Annotated in this window: 18 protein-coding genes; 15 read left to right on the top strand and 3 right to left on the bottom strand. The window is 46.7% G+C overall.

Translation table 11 applies throughout. The annotated features are described in order from the left end of the window. Nucleotides 1-33: 33 nt before the first annotated feature. From PIL01S_RS02805 to PIL01S_RS02785, 5 genes are all read left to right on the top strand, one after another. Nucleotides 34-789, top strand: coding sequence for an acyl-[acyl-carrier-protein] thioesterase (locus PIL01S_RS02805; protein ID WP_127536164.1), 756 nt, complete (start codon nt 34-36; stop codon nt 787-789). 110 nt (nt 790-899) lie between these two features. After that, a complete protein-coding gene (locus PIL01S_RS02800; protein WP_127536163.1) occupies nt 900-1,148 on the top strand; it encodes a hypothetical protein in 249 nt (82 codons plus the stop codon). A gap of 124 nt (nt 1,149-1,272) precedes the next feature. Continuing rightward, on the top strand, nt 1,273-1,875 hold the full coding sequence (locus PIL01S_RS02795) for a nitroreductase family protein (protein ID WP_095287620.1): 603 nt from the start codon (nt 1,273-1,275) through the stop codon (nt 1,873-1,875). Between the two features lie 104 nt (nt 1,876-1,979). After that, a complete protein-coding gene (locus PIL01S_RS02790) occupies nt 1,980-3,611 on the top strand; it encodes an S-layer homology domain-containing protein (protein ID WP_246058075.1) in 1,632 nt (543 codons plus the stop codon). Between the two features lie 187 nt (nt 3,612-3,798). Then, nucleotides 3,799-4,728, top strand: a complete 930-nt coding sequence (locus PIL01S_RS02785; RefSeq protein WP_127536162.1) for an NAD(P)/FAD-dependent oxidoreductase — start codon at nt 3,799-3,801, stop codon at nt 4,726-4,728. 107 nt (nt 4,729-4,835) lie between these two features. On the opposite strand, the gene PIL01S_RS02780 is transcribed toward PIL01S_RS02785, so the two are convergent. Continuing rightward, nucleotides 4,836-5,027 (bottom strand): hypothetical protein, encoded by a 192-nt coding sequence (locus PIL01S_RS02780; RefSeq protein ID WP_127536161.1) that lies wholly within the window; start codon nt 5,025-5,027, stop codon nt 4,836-4,838. A 125-nt stretch (nt 5,028-5,152) separates the two neighbouring features. On the opposite strand from PIL01S_RS02780, the gene PIL01S_RS02775 reads away from it, so the two are divergent. The 7 genes from PIL01S_RS02775 (at nt 5,153) to PIL01S_RS02745 (ending at nt 10,211) form a co-directional block, all read left to right on the top strand. Next, complete coding sequence (locus PIL01S_RS02775; protein ID WP_246058074.1) at nt 5,153-6,595, top strand: FAD-binding oxidoreductase; 1,443 nt, start codon at nt 5,153-5,155, stop codon at nt 6,593-6,595. Then, the gene (locus PIL01S_RS02770; protein ID WP_127536160.1) at nt 6,596-7,138 is read left to right on the top strand and encodes an MFS transporter; all 543 of its coding nucleotides are present in this window, start codon (nt 6,596-6,598) and stop codon (nt 7,136-7,138) included. It abuts the gene before it with no gap. A gap of 94 nt (nt 7,139-7,232) precedes the next feature. Next, nucleotides 7,233-7,577, top strand: coding sequence for a DUF3243 domain-containing protein (locus PIL01S_RS02765; protein ID WP_095287616.1), 345 nt, complete (start codon nt 7,233-7,235; stop codon nt 7,575-7,577). A gap of 198 nt (nt 7,578-7,775) precedes the next feature. After that, nucleotides 7,776-8,342, top strand: a complete 567-nt coding sequence (locus PIL01S_RS02760; RefSeq protein WP_127536159.1) for a hypothetical protein — start codon at nt 7,776-7,778, stop codon at nt 8,340-8,342. A gap of 152 nt (nt 8,343-8,494) precedes the next feature. Beyond that, nucleotides 8,495-9,352 carry a heme o synthase gene (cyoE, locus tag PIL01S_RS02755; protein WP_127536158.1) on the top strand — a complete coding sequence of 286 codons (858 nt, stop codon included), beginning with the start codon at nt 8,495-8,497 and terminating at the stop codon, nt 9,350-9,352. 132 nt (nt 9,353-9,484) lie between these two features. After that, a complete protein-coding gene (locus tag PIL01S_RS02750; protein ID WP_127536157.1) occupies nt 9,485-9,967 on the top strand; it encodes a tetratricopeptide repeat protein in 483 nt (160 codons plus the stop codon). 40 nt (nt 9,968-10,007) lie between these two features. Next, nucleotides 10,008-10,211, top strand: a complete 204-nt coding sequence (locus PIL01S_RS02745; RefSeq protein WP_127536156.1) for a hypothetical protein — start codon at nt 10,008-10,010, stop codon at nt 10,209-10,211. 31 nt (nt 10,212-10,242) lie between these two features. Here PIL01S_RS02745 and PIL01S_RS02740 read toward each other — a convergent pair whose 3' ends face one another. Next, nucleotides 10,243-11,118, bottom strand: a complete 876-nt coding sequence (locus PIL01S_RS02740) for a LysR family transcriptional regulator (RefSeq protein ID WP_127536155.1) — start codon at nt 11,116-11,118, stop codon at nt 10,243-10,245. Between the two features lie 164 nt (nt 11,119-11,282). Between PIL01S_RS02740 and PIL01S_RS02735 the strand changes: the two genes are divergently transcribed. The 3 genes from PIL01S_RS02735 (at nt 11,283) to PIL01S_RS02725 (ending at nt 16,200) form a co-directional block, all read left to right on the top strand. After that, nucleotides 11,283-12,230 (top strand): DMT family transporter, encoded by a 948-nt coding sequence (locus PIL01S_RS02735; protein ID WP_246058073.1) that lies wholly within the window; start codon nt 11,283-11,285, stop codon nt 12,228-12,230. A gap of 181 nt (nt 12,231-12,411) precedes the next feature. Further along, on the top strand, nt 12,412-13,452 hold the full coding sequence (locus PIL01S_RS02730; RefSeq protein ID WP_127536608.1) for a substrate-binding domain-containing protein: 1,041 nt from the start codon (nt 12,412-12,414) through the stop codon (nt 13,450-13,452). Nucleotides 13,453-13,653: 201 nt separating this feature from the next. Continuing rightward, a complete protein-coding gene (locus tag PIL01S_RS02725; protein ID WP_127536154.1) occupies nt 13,654-16,200 on the top strand; it encodes a beta-mannosidase in 2,547 nt (848 codons plus the stop codon). 115 nt (nt 16,201-16,315) lie between these two features. Here PIL01S_RS02725 and PIL01S_RS02720 read toward each other — a convergent pair whose 3' ends face one another. Next, nucleotides 16,316-18,313 (bottom strand): beta-galactosidase, encoded by a 1,998-nt coding sequence (locus PIL01S_RS02720; RefSeq protein ID WP_127536153.1) that lies wholly within the window; start codon nt 18,311-18,313, stop codon nt 16,316-16,318. Between the last annotated feature and the right edge of the window lie 109 nt (nt 18,314-18,422).

Genomic DNA, 18,422 nt, shown 5'->3' with positions numbered 1-18,422 from the left:
CAATTGGTTCGAACCGAAGGAGGTTTTAATGGAATGACAACGGAACTACCTTATGCATTTCAGTACAGAATTGGATCATCCGAATCGGACTATAAGTCATTATACAAGCCTTCCGCATTGCTGGAACATATGCAGCTTGCAGCAGACCGCGATCTGGCCCGGATGGGTATTACCGTATCGGAAATGCTGGATCAGGGGCTGGGCTGGATGTTAATCACAACGGATTTGACTATAATCCGCCAAGCTCGATTGGAGGAAGAAGTCAGTCTCCAGACCTGGCATAAAGGCAACAAAGGAGTCATGTGGCTGAGGGATTATGTTCTTACCGACACAGAGGGGAATCATATCGCGGAGGCACGGACTTCCTGGGCGCTTGTCGATTTGGAGAAACGAAAGCTCCTCAGACCAGCAGCACTGCCGTTTGAAGTAAAGTCACATCCCGAATTATCGCTGGGTGAACCCCCGGAGAAAGTGATGCTTCCATCAGGACTGGAGCCACAGGAAGATTATCGCCTGAACGTTCGATACAGCAGCACGGACAGCAACGGTCATATGAATAATGCGAGATATGCCGATGTGTGCTGTGACGCACTTACTGCTGAAGAACTTGCTGCTCGTCTGACAGGCATGCAGATATCGTATCACCGGGAAATTCGAATGCAGGAAGAACTGGTTGTGGAACGAACAGAAGCGATAGATGGCGTTATATGGATTCGCGGACGATCAGGAGCAGATGCGCAGAATATTATTTTTGAAGCAAGATTAAGTTTTGAAGAGGTCGTTGCTTAATTATTGAGATTAAAGGCTGCCCAAATCCTTGGGGTGGTCTTTTTGCTGTGTTTAGAAGACATGCAGAAAAGGTAAAGAAAGGGTAATGAAACCAGAGGAGGCGTTTAAGAATGAAAAATCAAGTTCAGGGTCAGAATAAAGAACCGAATAAGGCACATGCGCACGATAATCCCGAACAATACCCGACGGAGAAGGAAAGTTTGCTTGACCAGTATGAAGAAGAGCAGACCGTGGACCCCATCCCCTTAGAGGACCTGAATATGGAACAGCAAGAAGAGAAAAATAAGGATCAGACCAAGAGCAATTCTTCGACTGAAGAAAAATACCGTGCGGATTATAGGAAGACCGATAAAGATTGATTTAGCATATTTGCATATTTAGTGAAAATAAAATAGTTTATTGACTAATGTATGTTACTATATTATAGTTACTAATGTTAGTTTAAAAAATCTTGATATTAAACCAATGTGGAGGCGAATCGTTATGTCTAAATCTTTCTTTGACGCTTTGAAAAACAGAAGATCCTATTACGGAATCAGCAAGGAATCCACGATCTCGGATGCCAAAATTCAAGAAATCGTTGAGGAAGCCGTAAAGTATACGCCAACTTCTTTTAACTCACAAACTTCCCGTGCAGTGGTTTTGCTTGGTGAACAACATGACAAACTGTGGAACCACACTGAAGAAATTTTGCGTGAAGTGGTGGGGGATGCAGAAGCCTTCAAATCCACAGCTGAGAAAATGGCCGGTTTCCGCAGCGGATACGGTACAGTATTATTCTTTGAAGACAACAATGTGATTGCACAGCTTCAACAGAACTTTGCAGCCTATGCGGATAATTTCCCGATCTGGGCTAATCAATCCAACGGCATGCTGCAGCTCGTGATCTGGACAGCATTGGAGCAGGAAGGTCTCGGGGCTTCCCTGCAGCACTACAACCCGCTGATTGATGAGAAAGTGAAACAAGAATGGAATATTCCAGAACACTGGAGACTGATCGCTCAAATGCCATTTGGTAAGCCAACAGCAACACCAGGCGAGAAAGAATTCCAGCCGATTGAAGAGCGTGTAAAAGTACACAAATAAGGATTAAGCTTTAGGCAGATTTCCAACATTTAAACACATACGGCCTCGCTTCAATTTGATACGATGATGTAAGATCGTACTCCAATGAAGCGAGGCTTTTTGATGTGAACAATAGAATAAAGAAACATGCTGGTCGAAGAGTGGCAACAGTCTTGTGCGTTGCTCTATGTATACTTGGACTAGTACCAGTCTTCCCCATCTCGGTGGAAGCAGCAACGGCCAAACAGCAGTTCCAGGATATTAGCACCAGTTATGCGAAAGATGCGATAACTCATTTGGTGAACGAGGGTATTGCTGCCGGAACGTCAGAAACCAGGTTCGAACCCAAGAAGGCCGTGACACGAGCTGAATTTGCGACTTTTGCAGTTCGATTGCTCGGTTTGAAACCTGTTAAAAATAATATTAGTCCATACAATGATACCCGTAGCACGGAATGGTATTATGGCAATGTCTCTGCAATGACCAATCTATCCATTCTGGAGGGGAAAGGGCAGGGAACGTTTCAACCGAACGCATCCATAACGAGAGAAGAGGCGGCTGCCCTGCTCGTGAGAATGCTGAAACAGACGTCCGGTTCTACAGGACTTTTGTCTACAACTTATGTTGATGCATCTGATATTTCGGTATGGGCGAAGCCTTATGTACAGAAGGTATATCAGCTCGGACTGATGCGTGGAAATGATGGTTTATTCCGACCGCAGGATCAGGTGACTCGCGAAGAAGCTGCCGTCATGCTGGATGCCATTTTACAAAAGAAAGAATGGTCGCAGCAGCTTAAGAATGCTGATTCCTTGGGAATACAACTGGGCTGGCAGTATAACTCCACTACAGCGGAATTCAAGAAGCAGGTTGAACAATCCAACGTGAATACACTGGTTCCCCGGTGGTTCTTTATAAACAGCAGCATGCAGATTACAGACCATACAGACTCTGCGCTGCTCACATGGGCATCGTCAACCAATCGGGAAGTTTGGCCTCTGCTTGGCAATCGTTCCGATGCTGCGATGACGCACCAGATGTTATCCAGTTCAGCCAACAGGACGTCGGTCATCACTCAAGTTACTGCTTATGTGAAGAAATACCAATTGGATGGTATTAATGTGGATTTTGAGAACGTATTGCCAGCGGATCGGGCAGGCATGACTGCTTTTGTGACGTCGCTTGCTGCTTCGCTGCATACGATTGGTGCTGTCGTTTCAGTGGATGTGTCTCCTGATCTGGGTACGGACTGGACCGAGGCATTTGATTATGCCAAGCTTGGCGCCGTGTCCGATTACATGGTCCTTATGGGATATGAGGAACATTGGAATGGAGATCCTATAGCCGGTTCGGTTGCCTCACTTCCTTGGGTAGAAAGAGCACTGGATACCATGCTTACAGACGTTGTACGTGCCAAAGTTATTTTGGCGCTTCCGCTCTACACCAGAGACTGGTCATCAGCTAGCCCGGCAACAGGTTCATGGGATATTACACTTGCGGAGCAGGGAACTCGGGCACGTGCTGTGGGCTCTGTGAGACAGTGGAATGCAGGTCTGGAGCAATATGTTATTGGTTATTCGAATAACGGCTTGGCAAGATACATCTGGGCAGAGGAGAGCCGCTCCTTAACTGCCAAAGTTAGAATGAGTACAGACCGGAAGATAGCGGGGCTGGCTTATTGGTATATGGGCGGGGAAACAGCAGATGTCTGGGATGCCATCTCCAACGCTTCCCGTATTGAATCATATCAATTTTAATGTTAATCTAATGTAAGGAATAAGGGACCCAAATCGGACCGTGAACCATGCGGACGGTTTGGGTTATTTATTTTTTGTACAAGCTAGAGCTAGGACGTTTGAGTCTGATTGAGCGGTTTAATGTATAGAAGGATCGGAAGCGATCTACAGAGACCAAGACAAAAGGATGGACTGGAGGAGATGAAGGTTGCGAGAGTATGATTGCATCATTGTAGGTGGCGGACTCGCAGGACTTCAGGCTGCCATTCAGCTGGGACGTTACAGTTCGCATCAGGTGCTGGTGGTGGATGCTGGAGAAGGCAGGTCAACCTTGTGCCGAACCTATCATAATATTTTGGGATTTCCAGAGGGTATATCAGGTGAAGAATTAAGATCCAAAGGCAGAATGCAAGCTCAGAAGACCGGAGTTGCATTTGAAAAGGATCGTATTGTTAAAGCAGAACGAGTAGGAGAACAGATTCAATTAACGGGTTCCTCAGGCACCTTATATTCAGCAAGGACTGTGCTGCTGGCAACCGGGCTTAGTGACCGTTTCCCCGCGATTCCGGGACTCAGGCCAACACTGGGCAGATCAGTCTACGTGTGTCCGGACTGTGATGGTTATGAAATTCAGGATCGTCGCACCATATTGCTGGGATCAGGAGAAGCTGGTGCCAATATGGCCATGATTCTGATCGAGCGTACCAATGATCTTCTGTATATCAACCATGAACAGAAACCAATCTCTGCTGAGCTTCACCGAAGCATGAAGGAGGCAGGTGTACGTTATCTTGAGGCTGCGGTCCAGGAAGTACAACAAACAGAGGACGGATATATTACAGGGGTACTGACCGAAGATGGGCAGATCTATGAATCAGAACGCGGATTTATTGCTTTTGGTGGCAACCGGGTACATTTCGAGCTGGCAGAGCAGCTCGGAGCCGTTATCGCTGATAATAAACATGTTGAAGCCGATCATCGCAGTTTGCAGGCTGCCCCGAATGTTTGGATTGCAGGGGATTTGGGACTTCATGCGGAGCAAGCTACGGTAGCGATGGGCGAAGGCTCTATAGCAGCTATCTGGATTCACAAGGAGTTACAGAAGATCAAAAACGAAAACAAGGTGAAGCAGTTGTAGACACAAGCACGGTGCGACTAGCTTTACCTTTCATAGACATACGAAAAGTCCTCCAGCCTGTTTAGGTTGAAGGACTTTTTTGATTGAACTGCAAATAGGTTGAGACTCTATTCGTTTGATTTATTTCGGTTGGTTGCTGCCGACTTGTCTTTGGGATGTCCAGAAATATTGTCCACGATATCTCCAATCGCATCCTCAATCATGTCTGTCGGGCCAGGATTGTTGGGATCAGGATGAAGGACAGTATTGACACCTGGCTCAAGATCTTTGTTTTTCTTTTCTTTTTTAGGTTCACTCATACGTATATCCTCCTTAATCAATCAGGTCTAGGTGTTCCTTAACATCTCCAAACGTTGTAATGTATATGTAAACGATTAACCGCTGGAATGGGTTTGAAACGTTTTGGGTTGAAGGAGGTATTTATGTGTTCAAAAAAATGGGTGTACTCCTGCTGCTCCTCGTTTTATGTATTTGGACGTACTGGAGAACGGGAGGAGAAGATCAGAATCCATATCTCATTACAGACTACAGTCGCCTACACCCAGTAAAAGTGGAACGAGTCGTGCAGGGGCATCAGGAACAGCAGCTTGTAGAGCTGCTGAAGGATGCAAGGGAGAATCATCTGACAGTCTCCATTGCAGGACAACGTCATAGTCAGGGCGGACATACCTATTACCGGGACGGCATCATTATTGATATGACTTCTTATAACCGTATACTGGACATTCAACCGGAAGCCAAAATGATAACCGTTCAGGCCGGAGCGACATGGGCGGATGTGCAGCGTGCAATCAATCCTTATGGCCTTTCGCTCAAAAATATGCAGTCTCAAAATATCTTTACGGTCGGAGGTTCAATTAGTGTGAATGCCCACGGGAGGGAGCTTCGCAGCGGATCACTGATTCAGAGCGTGGAGTCCTTTCGTCTCCTGACTGCAGATGGGCAGATCCAGGAAGTGAGTCGTTCGTCCAATTCGGAATTATTTCCGTTGGTATTAGGCGGATATGGACTCTTTGGCCTGATTTTGGATGTGACGCTGACGTTGACGGACGATGAATTATATCAACTTAACGTAGACCGAATTCAGGCCGCAGCGTACCCAACGTATTTCCGTAAAAATGTACTTGGCGATCCGGACATGCGGATGCATCTGGCCCGCATCTCACTTCAGCCTGGTGAAGGGTATTTTAGCGATATGTATGCTCTTAATTATGCTATTGATACGGGAGCCTCGCTTCAGGATTATAATAAAATGTCTGTACGTGAACCTGGCGTGCTGCCTGCCAAGATTCTTTTCAACCTTAATCGCGGAACGGTTTGGGGCAGAGAGTGGTTTTGGGAATTGCAGCAGCGATATTTCGATTCACAGGACGGAACGAGGATCAGTAGGAATAATGCGATGGCTTCTCCATCTGCGTTTATGGAATATCATCAGCCCGGCACTAACGACTTGCTGCAGGAGTATTTTATCCCTATGGATGCTTTTCCTGCTTTCGTTAAGGAGATGGGGGAGATTATTTCCCAAGAGAAACTCGATCTGCTGAATATAACCGTTCGTTATGTGCCACAAGACGATGAAGCCGTTCTATCCTATGCGACAGAGGACATGTTCGGTCTGGTATGCCTATTCCATGCCTCACTGTCGGACGAAGAACAGGGTAAGTTCAAGGCTAGTTTGCAGAAGATCATAGATTCAGTGATCCGCTTCAAAGGGACCTATTACCTGCCTTATGAGGCATATGCCACAGCAGATCAATTCGAACAGGCCTACGCTCACAAGGACGTTTTTTTTGCAGCGAAGGAACAGTACGATCCAGAGCATGTATTTATGAACTATTTTATGGAGCAATACGGAGGGGAACGGTAAATGAATATGAAGTGGTTGGTCCGTTCACAGAGCATGGTTACCCTTGCTTCGGGTATGATTTATCCTTATTATTTGTTGTTTCTTAAAAATCTCGGTAACAGCTTCTCCAAATATGGCCTTGCCTTTGCTGTTTTTACAATCAGTTCAGCGGCTGCATCACAGTGGCTGGCCCCTCGTCTGGACATGTATGCCAAACGGTGGCTCATGATGAGTTCGCTGGGCATGGCTGGTGCAATGATTGCTTTTCCGTGGATTACAAGCTACATATGGGTATTGCTACTGCAGGTAATCATGGGGCTCTGCAATGCCATGCAGCGAATGAGTGAACGGGTGCTGCTTGCAGATTATACGGACCCAGGCAGACGGGGCAAGCCGGTTGGTAATTATCATTTCTGGACATCAGCTGCATCAGGATTTGCCGTGATTATCGGTGGACTGCTGATCGATTGGCTTACGATTGATGTTTTGTTTTATCTAAGTGCCTTGTTGTATGTTTGGGGAAGTATATCCATATGGCGCTCAAATGATGCAACAACCCGATAATAGATGAAGTGCAGAAATAGCCTGATTAAACTCCAGCGAGACGTTTATATTATAGATGACAAGCCAAATTATTACGCTCAAGGAGGAATTTAAAATGAATGAGAGTAATCATGTAATTCATAAAGATGGTCAAGTGGCAACGGAGAAGGTTGAGAATGCCATCGACAAAATTGCACCTGAGGAAAGAGAGCAGATTCTGCAAAACTTTGATGCATTTAAAGAGTATTTGGGTAAACGGATTGCTATGGGAGAATCCATTGGCCTGGGTGAAGAGCAGATGGCCAAAATTGCTGAGAAGGTAGCCGATTATCTGGCAGCCAAAGAAGAGCCGCGTAATCGTGAAGAGAAATTGCTGCAGGAGCTATGGAATGTGGGTAAGGAAGAGGAACGACATATGCTGGCTCATATGCTGGTCCGTCTTGCACAGCACACTCATTAAAAGCAAAAAAACCTTGGATGCGAGGCATTCAAGGTTTTTTTTATTGTAACTATTTTTCATCTCGCTGATACTTTTAAATGATTGTAAACAAGTATGATGATTTTAGTAAAAGTTGAAATGAATTTTCACATGACCGTTTGAAGACAAACCCTTCCGGTTAAGGAAATAGTAACGTTCATATAAGGAGAGATGCTGCCTATGAAGAACGCGGCGAAACAATGGAAATTAAAAATACTTGGTACTGCTGCACTGCTGCTTGGTATCATTGGACTTACTACATATTTGCTTACACCAGCGAATGCCGAGGAAAGTGCCGGTTCCTCACAGGCTTCCGCAAAAGAAGCTCAGGCAGCCAATTCCGAGATGTATACAGCCTATGTGGATGAGCTTCAGCAGGAGAATGGCAAACTCTATTTGATTGTGGACAGGATTGGTTGGTATCAGGGAGAAGAAGCGGATAAAGTGTTCGAGCAGCGCAACCCTGATTCGGGTATAGATGGAGCTCCGGATGGATACTATATTATCAACGACAGCAAGGAGCAGGACAAGATTGAAGTAAGCAGCAATGCCGAAGTGCTGATGCAGCTGTATGATCGCGATGGAACGGTTAAAGGAACAGAAATCCAGTGGAATGAATCTATTGCTCTCAGCAAATTTGAATCCTTGTACGACAACAAAAACATTGTGGATCTGTCCGTATTCCCATATCACCTTACTGTGCAGGATGGCAAGGTTACAAAAATCGTTCAGCAATATATCCCATAACATTATGAGCTTAGTTAGCATTCCTCCTGTTCGCCAGAACGGTGAGGGATGCTTTTTTTGATTATGACAAAATGTTAAAGAAGATTGTAATTCATTGTAGGTACATGTATCATTATTGGAATGGTGTTTTTACATAGTTCAGGAGGCTTCTCATGCTTAAAGACATGATTGCATTAACGAAGCCCAGACTTCTGCGGCTCAATGTATTTGCGGTTGCGGTAGGATTCTGGGTCGCTTCAAAATGGGATATCTCGTGGTTATCCCTGCTGCTTGTCATCATTGGATCTACTTTGGTTATCGCATCGGCATGTGTCATCAACAATTACTGGGATCGAGAACTCGATCAGAAGATGGAGCGGACCAAAAAACGCATCGAGTATATCAACCATCTTCGTCCCGCCTTTGTGCTATGGTACGGTATTATTCTGGGTATTGCCGGTTTCGCCGTGTTATACGTCTGGGTCAACCCGCTGTCAGGCTGGCTTTCCCTTCTTGGGTGGTTTGCTTATATCGTTATCTATACGATGTGGCTGAAGCGCAGCTCTACCTGGAGCACTTCTCTTGGCGGCATAGCCGGGGCGATGCCACCGGTCATTGGTTACTGTGCGGTGACCAATCAGATTGATATGGGGGCATGGTTGCTGTTTGCACTGTTATTTTTATGGCAGCCGCCACATTTCTGGTCGCTCGGGATTCGGCGGGTTGAGGAATATCGTGCAGCGGGGTTTCCGCTTTTGCCTGTTGTGAAGGGGATTAAACGGACCAAGTTTCAAATGGTCCCTTATGTGTTCCTGCTGCTCCCTGCTGTATTTTTGTTGTACTACTACGATTACGTTGGACTGGTTTTTCTGATCGTGTCGCTGCTAAGCAGTGTGGTCTGGTTCATCCATACCCTTAGCGGGTTGAAGACGCAGGATGACGAGAAATGGGCCAAAATCAACTTTTTGATTTCGGTTAACTATCTAATGCTAATTTTTATCCTAATGGTTGTGAATACGACCTGGAGGTAACCCATCAAAACGAACGCCTTATGGAGCAACGTGTGGACAAGCTGATTGTCTTCATTAAGGACCAGAGGTGTTTTTTTTGTTATAATTAACAGATGTTAAGTGGATAATTTTAGGGAAAAAGGGTGTAGAGATATGGGTCAACTAGAGCAAGCAATACGGTTAAGACAGGAAGGCAAGACGCAGGAAGCGATCGAGTTATTGCATTCCATCGCGGAGAAGGAACCGGGCAATGCGAACGTATGGTATCAATTGGCTTGGGCACATGATTCACTTGGATTGGAACGTCAAGCCGTTCCATATTATGAAACAGCGCTAAGCCAGGGATTAACGGGGGAAGACAGAGCAGGAGCCATTCTGGGTCTCGGCAGTACATATCGGACCTTGGGTCAATATGAACAGGCTAAGAAATGGTTGGGAACGGGAATGGAAGAATTTCCGGAGCAGCGGGAATTTGAAGTCTTCTATGCCATGGTACTCTACAATACCGGGGAACATGCGGAAGCCATGAAACGGCTGCTGGTTCAGCTGGCGGATACATCGACGGATCAAGGCATACATGATTACAGCAGGGCAATCCGCTTTTATTCGGGTCAACTCGATCGCATTTGGGAGTAAAACATTTTTTAACTCAGCATTAATAAGAGGGGATGATATCATGAGCACCAATAAAGAACTGGAACAAGTCAAGGAAAGAATGGACCGGCTTGAGGGGAAGCTGGATCATTTGGCAGTTCATCTTCAGGGGAATCGGCGTTCACCCGCTATTCGATTTCTGATTGGCTTTGCTGTGGTATTGGCAGTTCTTTTGGTACTCATGGTATGTATTGGCGTTGTACAATTTGTGAGTAATGCGAGTTAAGGGGAAGGGGAGGCACACTCCCCTATCCTGATTAAGGGGTATCCGCCAGCCATTCTTGTACAGCTTCAATAAAACGGCGGGTGGCTGGAGACAGATTGGCAAGAGAAGGGCAGGCTAGCCCAATGGTACGGTAAGGGTCGCCGCTGAGTGGTACAAGTTCCAGTTCATTCGTATGCCCTTGTAATACCATCTCAGGCAGGAGACTGATCCCGAGTCCGTTTCGAACCATGGCCATGATGGCCTGATCTTCAGCAACTTCATAGACTACATTCAGCTTGGCGGCGTGCTGCCGAATCAAACGTTCAATCTCATTGTCACCACCCCAGCGGGGCAGGATAAAAGGCTGTTCCAGCAGCAATTCAAACGATACAGAAGTTTCATCTGCAAGTGGATGACCTAGAGGCAGGATGCACATCATCCTGTCTTTTTGCAATGGGATGTTCTCATAAGACATCGATTCGCCAAGGGATAAAAAGCCGAGATCAATAGCCCCGCCAGCCAGCCAGGCTTCGATTTCAGCATAGTCACCCTCCCACAGTTTGATCTCTATACCCGGATGCCGTAAGCGGAATTGCTTCAGTATTCCAGGCAGCCATTGGGTCGAGACGCTGGCAAATGTTCCAATGCGCACTGTACCGACCTCAGCTCCGCGAATCAGTGATATTTCCTGGTTCATGAGCTCGTTCCAACGCAAAATTTCACGCGTATAACCAAGAATCCGTTCCCCTTCAGCGGTAACCTTTACACCTGTTCGGCCTCGATTCAACAATGTAAATCCACAATCCGACTCCAGACTGGCAATGGCATGACTGATGGCAGACTGAGTAATATTCAGGGCATCCGCAGCCTTGGTAAGGCTTCCGTAATCTACGACGGCATTCAGAATTTCATACTTGACCAATGACATAATTCAATCCGTTCCTTCCGGTGAGTAATACATGAATTCATTTCATAAATACTATTATAAATATTCATTTTTATAATGGAAAGAGATCGTTTATACTTGCCAAGGCGAGTTGAATTTGTACGGACTCAACATAGAACAATACATAGAATGAAGGTTGAAGCAGAGTGGGTAGAGTCATTGGAAAACAAGTTAATGTTTCAAGAAGGGCAGATCTACAGATGCTGCTCGCAACCGTTATTTGGGGTTCCTCCTATTTATTCATGAAGTCAGGTCTGGAGTCCATGCAAGAACTCAATTTGGTCGCATTTCGCTTCAGTATCGCTTTTATTGCCGCAGCGGTTATTTTCCACCGGCGACTGTTCCGAATGGATATGAAAACACTTGGGGCGGGTACCATTATGGGTACTGCATTATTTGCAGCTTTTGTACTGATTACTTATGGCGTACAGCGGACAACGACTTCGCAGGCAGGATTTCTGATTAGTTTGGCCGTAATCTTTGTGCCGATCCTAAGTACCATATTACATAGACGCATGCCGGATACAAGGCTGATGATTAGCATTATTGTGGCTGTTGCCGGACTTGGTCTGCTCACACTCCAGCATGAGCTTAGCCTGCATACCGGTGATATCCTGTGTATTTTGGCTGCTTTAACGTATGCTATTTATATCATGATTGCTGGAAGGTATATTCCGAAACATGATCCCTTAACGCTTGGCACCATTCAGCTGGGGGTTGCAGCGCTCTGGGGAATCGGGTCCACATTCCTGTTCGAGAGTCCGCGGTTGCCGGATAGTCCGGAATCGTGGGTGGCTATTCTCGGACTCGGGGTACTGTGCAGTGGTATTGGATATATCCTTCAGACACTGGCTCAGCGTCATGCCTCGCCTACCCGGACCAGTCTCATTTTCTCTCTTGAACCGCTGTTTGCGGCAGCCTTTGCTTTTAGCTTCCAGGGAGAGACATTGACGCTGCAAGGATATACGGGAGCCGCATTGATGCTGCTGGGTGTATTAATAACAGAAATTAAAACATTGGACGTCAGGTTTTGGCGCAGGAAGCGGGGAACATTGCCTGCAGACCTAGGGGAGCAGGGAGCTTCCGGAATATAAAATGGGCATAAGACAAAAGAGTTCGAACATCTCTTTCTAGAAGAGTGGACGAACTCTTTTTTTGTATGAATTGCAATCCGTCTTGACTAACAAAACAAACAAAATTACAACTTGTTTTGTTGGATTATGTTTTTTATGCTACACTAAATGTAAATTAAGGGAGAACGGGTGAGTGAGTAATATGGGCAAAAAAGTGACCATGCAGCAAATCGCCGATGCTGCGGGGGTGTCAAAATTCGCAGTCTCGCGTGCTTTGACGGGAAAACCAGGGGTGAGTGAACAAACCAGGGAAATGATTGTGAGAACAGCAGGTCAACTGGGGTATTTCAAAACAGAAGCCAAGCGATATCCTGTTGAGCCACAGCCTATGCGCAGCAGCAAGCCAGGGCAGTCTGGCACGATTCTCATTTTGTTTCCCAATATTCGTTCCCAAAATCGCTCCTCACTGTACTGGGGACCTGTATTTGACGGTATTTCTGCCCGCCTTAACGAACAGGGGATGGATATATTAACATTAACCGAACCATCTTCGGACCGGATGTTCTCGGTACTTAATCCTGAAGCAATTAGCGGCATTATAACCGTGGGTTCCATCTCCACCCCTATACTGCTTGAGATTTATAGACTTCAAATCCCGCTCGTGATGGTGGATCATGAAGACCCGGCCATTCACGGGGATACCGTATTTACGGATAATATCAAATGTATGAAAGAACTGGTGCTGATGCTCGTAAGCAAGGGGTACAGACGATTCCAGTTTGCCGGCCAGCTTCCTGATGCAGCAAGCTTCAGAGAGCGATGGTTAGGATACCGAACGGTGCTTGAAGAAATGCAGCTATCAACGATGCAGCAGGCCGATTTACTGGGACCGGATCTTAAGCTCATTCAGAAGACAATAACCGAAATGCCGTTAGAAGATATTCCAGAAGTCATCGTCTGCACCAATGATCATACAGCAGTAATTGTACTGCGTACCTTGCAGAGTCGAGGTATAGCGGTGCCTGAACGTTGTGCGGTGACCGGGTTTGATAATACGAGTGTAGATGAGCCTATTCTGGCCACGGTTCATATCAATAAGGAAAACCTTGGCATTAGGGCAGTGGATCAATTATTATGGCGTATGGATCATCCCCATGAGCCGTATGAACGGAAGTTGATCTATTCCGATTTGGTTTTCCGGGATGAGTACAACGCCATTCGTGAGCAAGATCAAGGTGAATAGATGCTAATCGGATAGAGAAAAAGACATGAACAATGAACCGTTCATTTCTTTTTTGTTTTCCTATTTTGTTATTTAAGAAAAACGGATTGACGTTAAGTAGGTTATCGTGTTAATTTTGTTTTGTAAGTTATTATATAATTTAATAACAAAACCTAACAAATTGTTTCGCTTAAGACACTTCATCGATAAACGGAGGCTGTTATGAGTAAAATACAATCACAGATTTTTCAAAATTGGACGTTCAAGGCTTGTGAGGATCAAGAATGGTTGCCGGCTCAGGTGCCAGGCTGTGTGCATACGGATTTGCTGAAACTGGATAAGATTCCGGACCCGTTTTATGGAACGAACGAGAAAGAAGTTCAGTGGATTGACAAGAAGGATTGGGAATACCGGACAGTTTTTGATATAAACGAGGATTTGTTGTCACAGGAACATTTGGAGATTGTGTTTGACGGTCTCGATACATATGCGGATGTATATGTGAATGACCAGCACGTATTATCCGCTGACAACATGTTCCGCGTGTGGAATGTGGATGTGAAGTCCATTGTGAAGGCCAGTGGCAACGTACTCCGAATTCGTTTTCGGTCACCGATCCAGGAAGATCTGCCCAAGCTTGAGAAGTTGGGTTATGCATTGCCTGCTTCCAATGATCAGTCCGATGTCGGTGGACTTGGTGATAAACGGGTGAGTATTTTTGCCCGGAAAGCACCATATCACTACGGTTGGGATTGGGGTCCCCGCTTCGTAACCAGTGGCATCTGGCGTGAAGCGCGTCTGGAAGGCTGGTCCGAAGTGAAAATCAATGATGTATTCATCCGGCAAAATGAAGTAACCTCTTCCGCAGCCTCGCTGACGGCCATCGTGGAGGTTGAAACGTTCAACCCGATTGAAACAATCATTCGTATTGGTACAGATGGTCAGACATGGGAACAGGCTGCTTCGCTGCAGGCAGGCGTGCAAACGATCGAAATTCCGGTTTCGATTAACGAACCGAAGCTGTGGTGGAGCAGGGGACTGGGTGATCCGCATATGTACTCCTTTGTTACGGAAGTGCTCAAAGGAGAACAGGTTTTGGCTGATTCGACGGTTAAGACAGGACTTCGATCTATTCGCCTGGTGCGGGATAAGGATGAAGCTGGAGCTTCTTTCTACTTTGAGTTGAACGGTGTTGCCGTCTTTGCAAAAGGCGCCAATCACATTCCAAACGACAGCTTTATTACGGAGATTACGGCAGAGCGTTATCGGCATGAGATTGTCTCAGCAGCCGAGTCCAACATGAACATGCTGCGGGTATGGGGCGGCGGTATTTATGAAGAAGATGTGTTCTATGAATTATGCGATGAGTACGGCTTGCTGGTTTGGCAGGACTTTATGTTTGCATGCAGCATGTATCCGGGTGACGAAGCGTTCCTGAACAGTGTGAGACATGAGGCCATCGATAATGTGAAACGTTTGCGCAATCATCCAAGCATCGTACTGTGGTGCGGAAATAACGAAATCGACTCAGCTTGGGCTCATTACATTGAAGACGGTGGCTGGGGCTGGAAAAAGGATTATAATGCCGAACAGCGCGAGAAGATCTGGGCAGATTATGAAGCCATTTTCCATGAGCTTCTTCCGGAAGTGGTTGAAGCCTATGCGCCAGGTGTGGACTATTGGCCATCTTCGCCACTCGTATCACTGACGGGTGATGAGAAGCAGCATGCTAATCCATCGACGTCCGAAGGGGATATTCACTACTGGGGCGTGTGGCACAGCGTAGAACCTTTTGAAAATTACAATGTTTACGTTGGTCGTTTTATGAGCGAATATGGCTTCCAGTCGTTCCCGGAATACAAATCCGTTCGCAAATATGCGGAGGAAGAGGATCTCGCACTGGAATCCGAAGTGATGCTGGCACACCAGAAGAACGGTGCAGGTAACCGTCTGATCAAGCAGTATATGGACATGTATATGCATGAACCGAAGGACTTCCCATCCTTCTTGTACATGAGTCAGGTGCTTCAGGCTGAAGCAATGAAAACAGCCATTGAGGCACATCGCCGCCGTAAACCGTACTGTATGGGAACACTCTACTGGCAGATGAATGATTGCTGGCCGGTCGCTTCCTGGGCAGGCATGGACTACTTCGGTAACTGGAAGGCCTTGCAGTATTATGCCAAACGCAGTTTCAGTGACGTACTGGTCTCGGTGGATGGTACGAAGGAAGATAGAACGGATATTTACCTGATTTCGGATCAGCTGCAGCCGGTTGAAGGCCAATTGCAAGTGCGCCTCATAGGGTTCGATGGTACGGTATACCGGGAGGAAGAGCACGCAGTGACTCTGGAATCGAATTCGGGTAAACAGGTCCTGACCCTGAACAACGCCGACTGGCTCCAAGGCCACGATGCGGCAGCAACCCTGTTGCGATTGGAACTGAAGCAGAAGGGTCACGCAGACATTGTGCAGGAACACTATTTTGCACCATCGAAGGATCTAGGCTTGAAGCAAGCTGCGATCCAGGTGACTGAAGTGCAGGAGTCCGATGGTTCATATTTGGTTCTGGAGAGTGACACCCTGGCTAAACAGGTATGGATCTCTACAGAAGCTGAAGGCGTGTTCTCCGATAACTTCTTCGATCTCATTCCTGGCATTCCGGTGAAGGTCAAGTTCACGTCCAGAGAAGGATTACAGAATGCTGGTGCTGCCTCGAAAGCTGGTGAGATTGAGGTTCGTTCGATGGCTGATTTTATTAAACTGTAATTGTACGCATTATTTAATTGTTGAATAAACAAATGTGAAAGGCCCGGGTGAACATGTCGTGTACCCGAGCCTTTTTTTAGTTTCTCTATCTCACAATACGATTAAAGGATGTTTCTTATTTTTCAATTTCGAGGATTTCAAGATCATACCGGTCCAGTAGCAGCTGATCTTCCTTGACTGTGCCGTCCAGCGCACTCGTATAGGTATCATTCAACTGGATGGAAACAGGTTCGGGGCTTAAGTTCAGAATAAAACGAAATGATCCATTCGGACCCGTTCGAGTGGTGATCTGGACCCCGTCAGGTAGAGCCTCAATTCCCGCTAGCTCACGGTTGTCTCCAATCGTTCGCAGTAACTTGCGCAAATAGGCCTCTTCCGGCTGGGTGGCTATGTAATAGACCTCACCCTCACCCCACTGGTTCCGCGTAACGGCTGCACTTTCGGCATAGAATTGATCCGCATATACAGCGATTGGTTGTGCCGTATCGAGTTCAAGCACATCTGCCCACTGAGATGCGGCATATTCATTGCCCTGATCATCCCGAATCATGATGGTGTCGCCGCCTAGCGAGTCATATTCGGTTACTCTCACACCGGAACAAGCGGACAACAAGCCCGGCAGCGGGGCCATCACACATACATTATGGTCATCCTTAACGCCGGAACGATGTGTAAGGATCAGGGTTCCTCCTGCAGCTGCAAATGCCTGGAGTCGCTCTGCGGTTGCCTCGTCCAGGAGGTACAGATGAGGAGCAATAATGATTTTATATCCATCCAGTGGTGCTGAAGAGTGGATGACATCTGTACTGATTCCCAATTTGGTCAAGGCACGATGCCATACTTTTATATTTTCGTAGTAGTTCAATCCTTCAGCCTGAGGTTGAATATGCAGGGCGTATAATTGCTCATGCGAATGCAGGATGGCAACTTCATTATCCAGCGTTGAACCTTGGAGACGCTCGCCGAGTCTGTTCACCTCCGAGCACAGCTGCTGGAATTCTTTAAACCGCCGGCCGGGCACATTGCTGTGGTCTATAAGGCCATGCCAGAACTGTTCTGCTCCTACCGTAGCACTCCGCCAGCGGAAATGCACAACCGCATCTGCTCCGCGGGCTATGGTCTGCCACGAGTAAGCACGCAGAAAACCCGGACGGGGTGCACGCCACATCGGAAACCAGCATCCTGGCGGTCCGCTTAGCTGTTCCATAATCCAGAAATTGCGGCGTTTGATGCCACGTGTCAGATCCAGAGACAGTGCCCCACTGTATGGTGCCGTTTCGGTTTTGTTTGGTGATGGATTCGGATAATAATCAAAAGAAGCGAAATCGAGCTCTGCTGCAATCTTATATTGATCCGCCTTCTGCGGATAACTATGGAAATTATGCGTAATCGCATGGTCTGGACAATTGCGGCGAATGATGTCTACCTGAATCTGCTGAAAGGCGACGATGGAATCCGACTGAAAACGGGAATAGTCCAACAAAAATGAAGGATTCTGAAACGTAGATCCCCCATAGGGCGGTGTGATCTGTTCCCAATCACTGTATTCACCGCTCCACACCACAGTACCCCAGTGTTGATTGACTTGATCCAGCGTAGAGTAACGCGCTTGAACCCATTCCCGAAAAGCATCCGCACAAGCGGGACACTGGCAATCCGTGAAGCTGAATTCATTGTCTGTTTGCCAGCCTACTACTCCGGGGTGCTTTGCATAACGTTCAGACAGTTTCTGCACGATGCGTGCACTGTATGTTCTCATGCTCGGACTGTTATAGCAGCGGTGGCCACGAACCCCTTCGTAGTATCGTTGACCATTTGGAAGGATAGGCAGAATATCCGGACATTTCTCCGTGAGCCAGCGTGGTGGTGTCATGGTGGGGGTTCCAATGATGATCTCTAATCCGTGACTGTGCAGGATATCCAGGGCCTGATCAAGCCATTTCCAATCGAACTGCCCATCCGCAGGCTCCATACGGCTCCACGCAAATTCACCCACACGCACAATGTGTATACCGCTATCGGCCATCAAACGGGCATCCTGTTCCCATAACGTAGAGTCCCAATGCTCTGGATAATAATCGACGCCCATTTGAACGGGACGGTTGAATTCCATATGAATTAGCTCCTTTTACAATAAAAATGATTAACTGCACATGAAACTGCTGTGCCTGTATCAGACAATAGTAAGCAGCATCATCTTGCATACGTAATGTACTTCTAAC

It is taken from the genome of Paenibacillus illinoisensis NBRC 15959, from assembly GCF_004000925.1.
In the GTDB taxonomy this organism is placed as follows: domain Bacteria; phylum Bacillota; class Bacilli; order Paenibacillales; family Paenibacillaceae; genus Paenibacillus; species Paenibacillus illinoisensis.
This window is presented reverse-complemented; position numbering and strand designations above follow the sequence as displayed.

Coding starts and splice junctions, on each gene's coding strand:
- PIL01S_RS02805 (WP_127536164.1), top strand. CDS start 34: ATGACAACGGAACTACCTTATGCATTTCAGTACAGAATTGGATCATCC.
- PIL01S_RS02800 (WP_127536163.1), top strand. CDS start 900: ATGAAAAATCAAGTTCAGGGTCAGAATAAAGAACCGAATAAGGCACAT.
- PIL01S_RS02795 (WP_095287620.1), top strand. CDS start 1,273: ATGTCTAAATCTTTCTTTGACGCTTTGAAAAACAGAAGATCCTATTAC.
- PIL01S_RS02780 (WP_127536161.1), bottom strand. CDS start 5,027: ATGAGTGAACCTAAAAAAGAAAAGAAAAACAAAGATCTTGAGCCAGGT.
- PIL01S_RS02770 (WP_127536160.1), top strand. CDS start 6,596: ATGAATATGAAGTGGTTGGTCCGTTCACAGAGCATGGTTACCCTTGCT.
- PIL01S_RS02765 (WP_095287616.1), top strand. CDS start 7,233: ATGAATGAGAGTAATCATGTAATTCATAAAGATGGTCAAGTGGCAACG.
- PIL01S_RS02760 (WP_127536159.1), top strand. CDS start 7,776: ATGAAGAACGCGGCGAAACAATGGAAATTAAAAATACTTGGTACTGCT.
- cyoE (WP_127536158.1), top strand. CDS start 8,495: ATGCTTAAAGACATGATTGCATTAACGAAGCCCAGACTTCTGCGGCTC.
- PIL01S_RS02750 (WP_127536157.1), top strand. CDS start 9,485: ATGGGTCAACTAGAGCAAGCAATACGGTTAAGACAGGAAGGCAAGACG.
- PIL01S_RS02745 (WP_127536156.1), top strand. CDS start 10,008: ATGAGCACCAATAAAGAACTGGAACAAGTCAAGGAAAGAATGGACCGG.
- PIL01S_RS02740 (WP_127536155.1), bottom strand. CDS start 11,118: ATGTCATTGGTCAAGTATGAAATTCTGAATGCCGTCGTAGATTACGGA.
- PIL01S_RS02730 (WP_127536608.1), top strand. CDS start 12,412: ATGGGCAAAAAAGTGACCATGCAGCAAATCGCCGATGCTGCGGGGGTG.
- PIL01S_RS02725 (WP_127536154.1), top strand. CDS start 13,654: ATGAGTAAAATACAATCACAGATTTTTCAAAATTGGACGTTCAAGGCT.
- PIL01S_RS02720 (WP_127536153.1), bottom strand. CDS start 18,313: ATGGAATTCAACCGTCCCGTTCAAATGGGCGTCGATTATTATCCAGAG.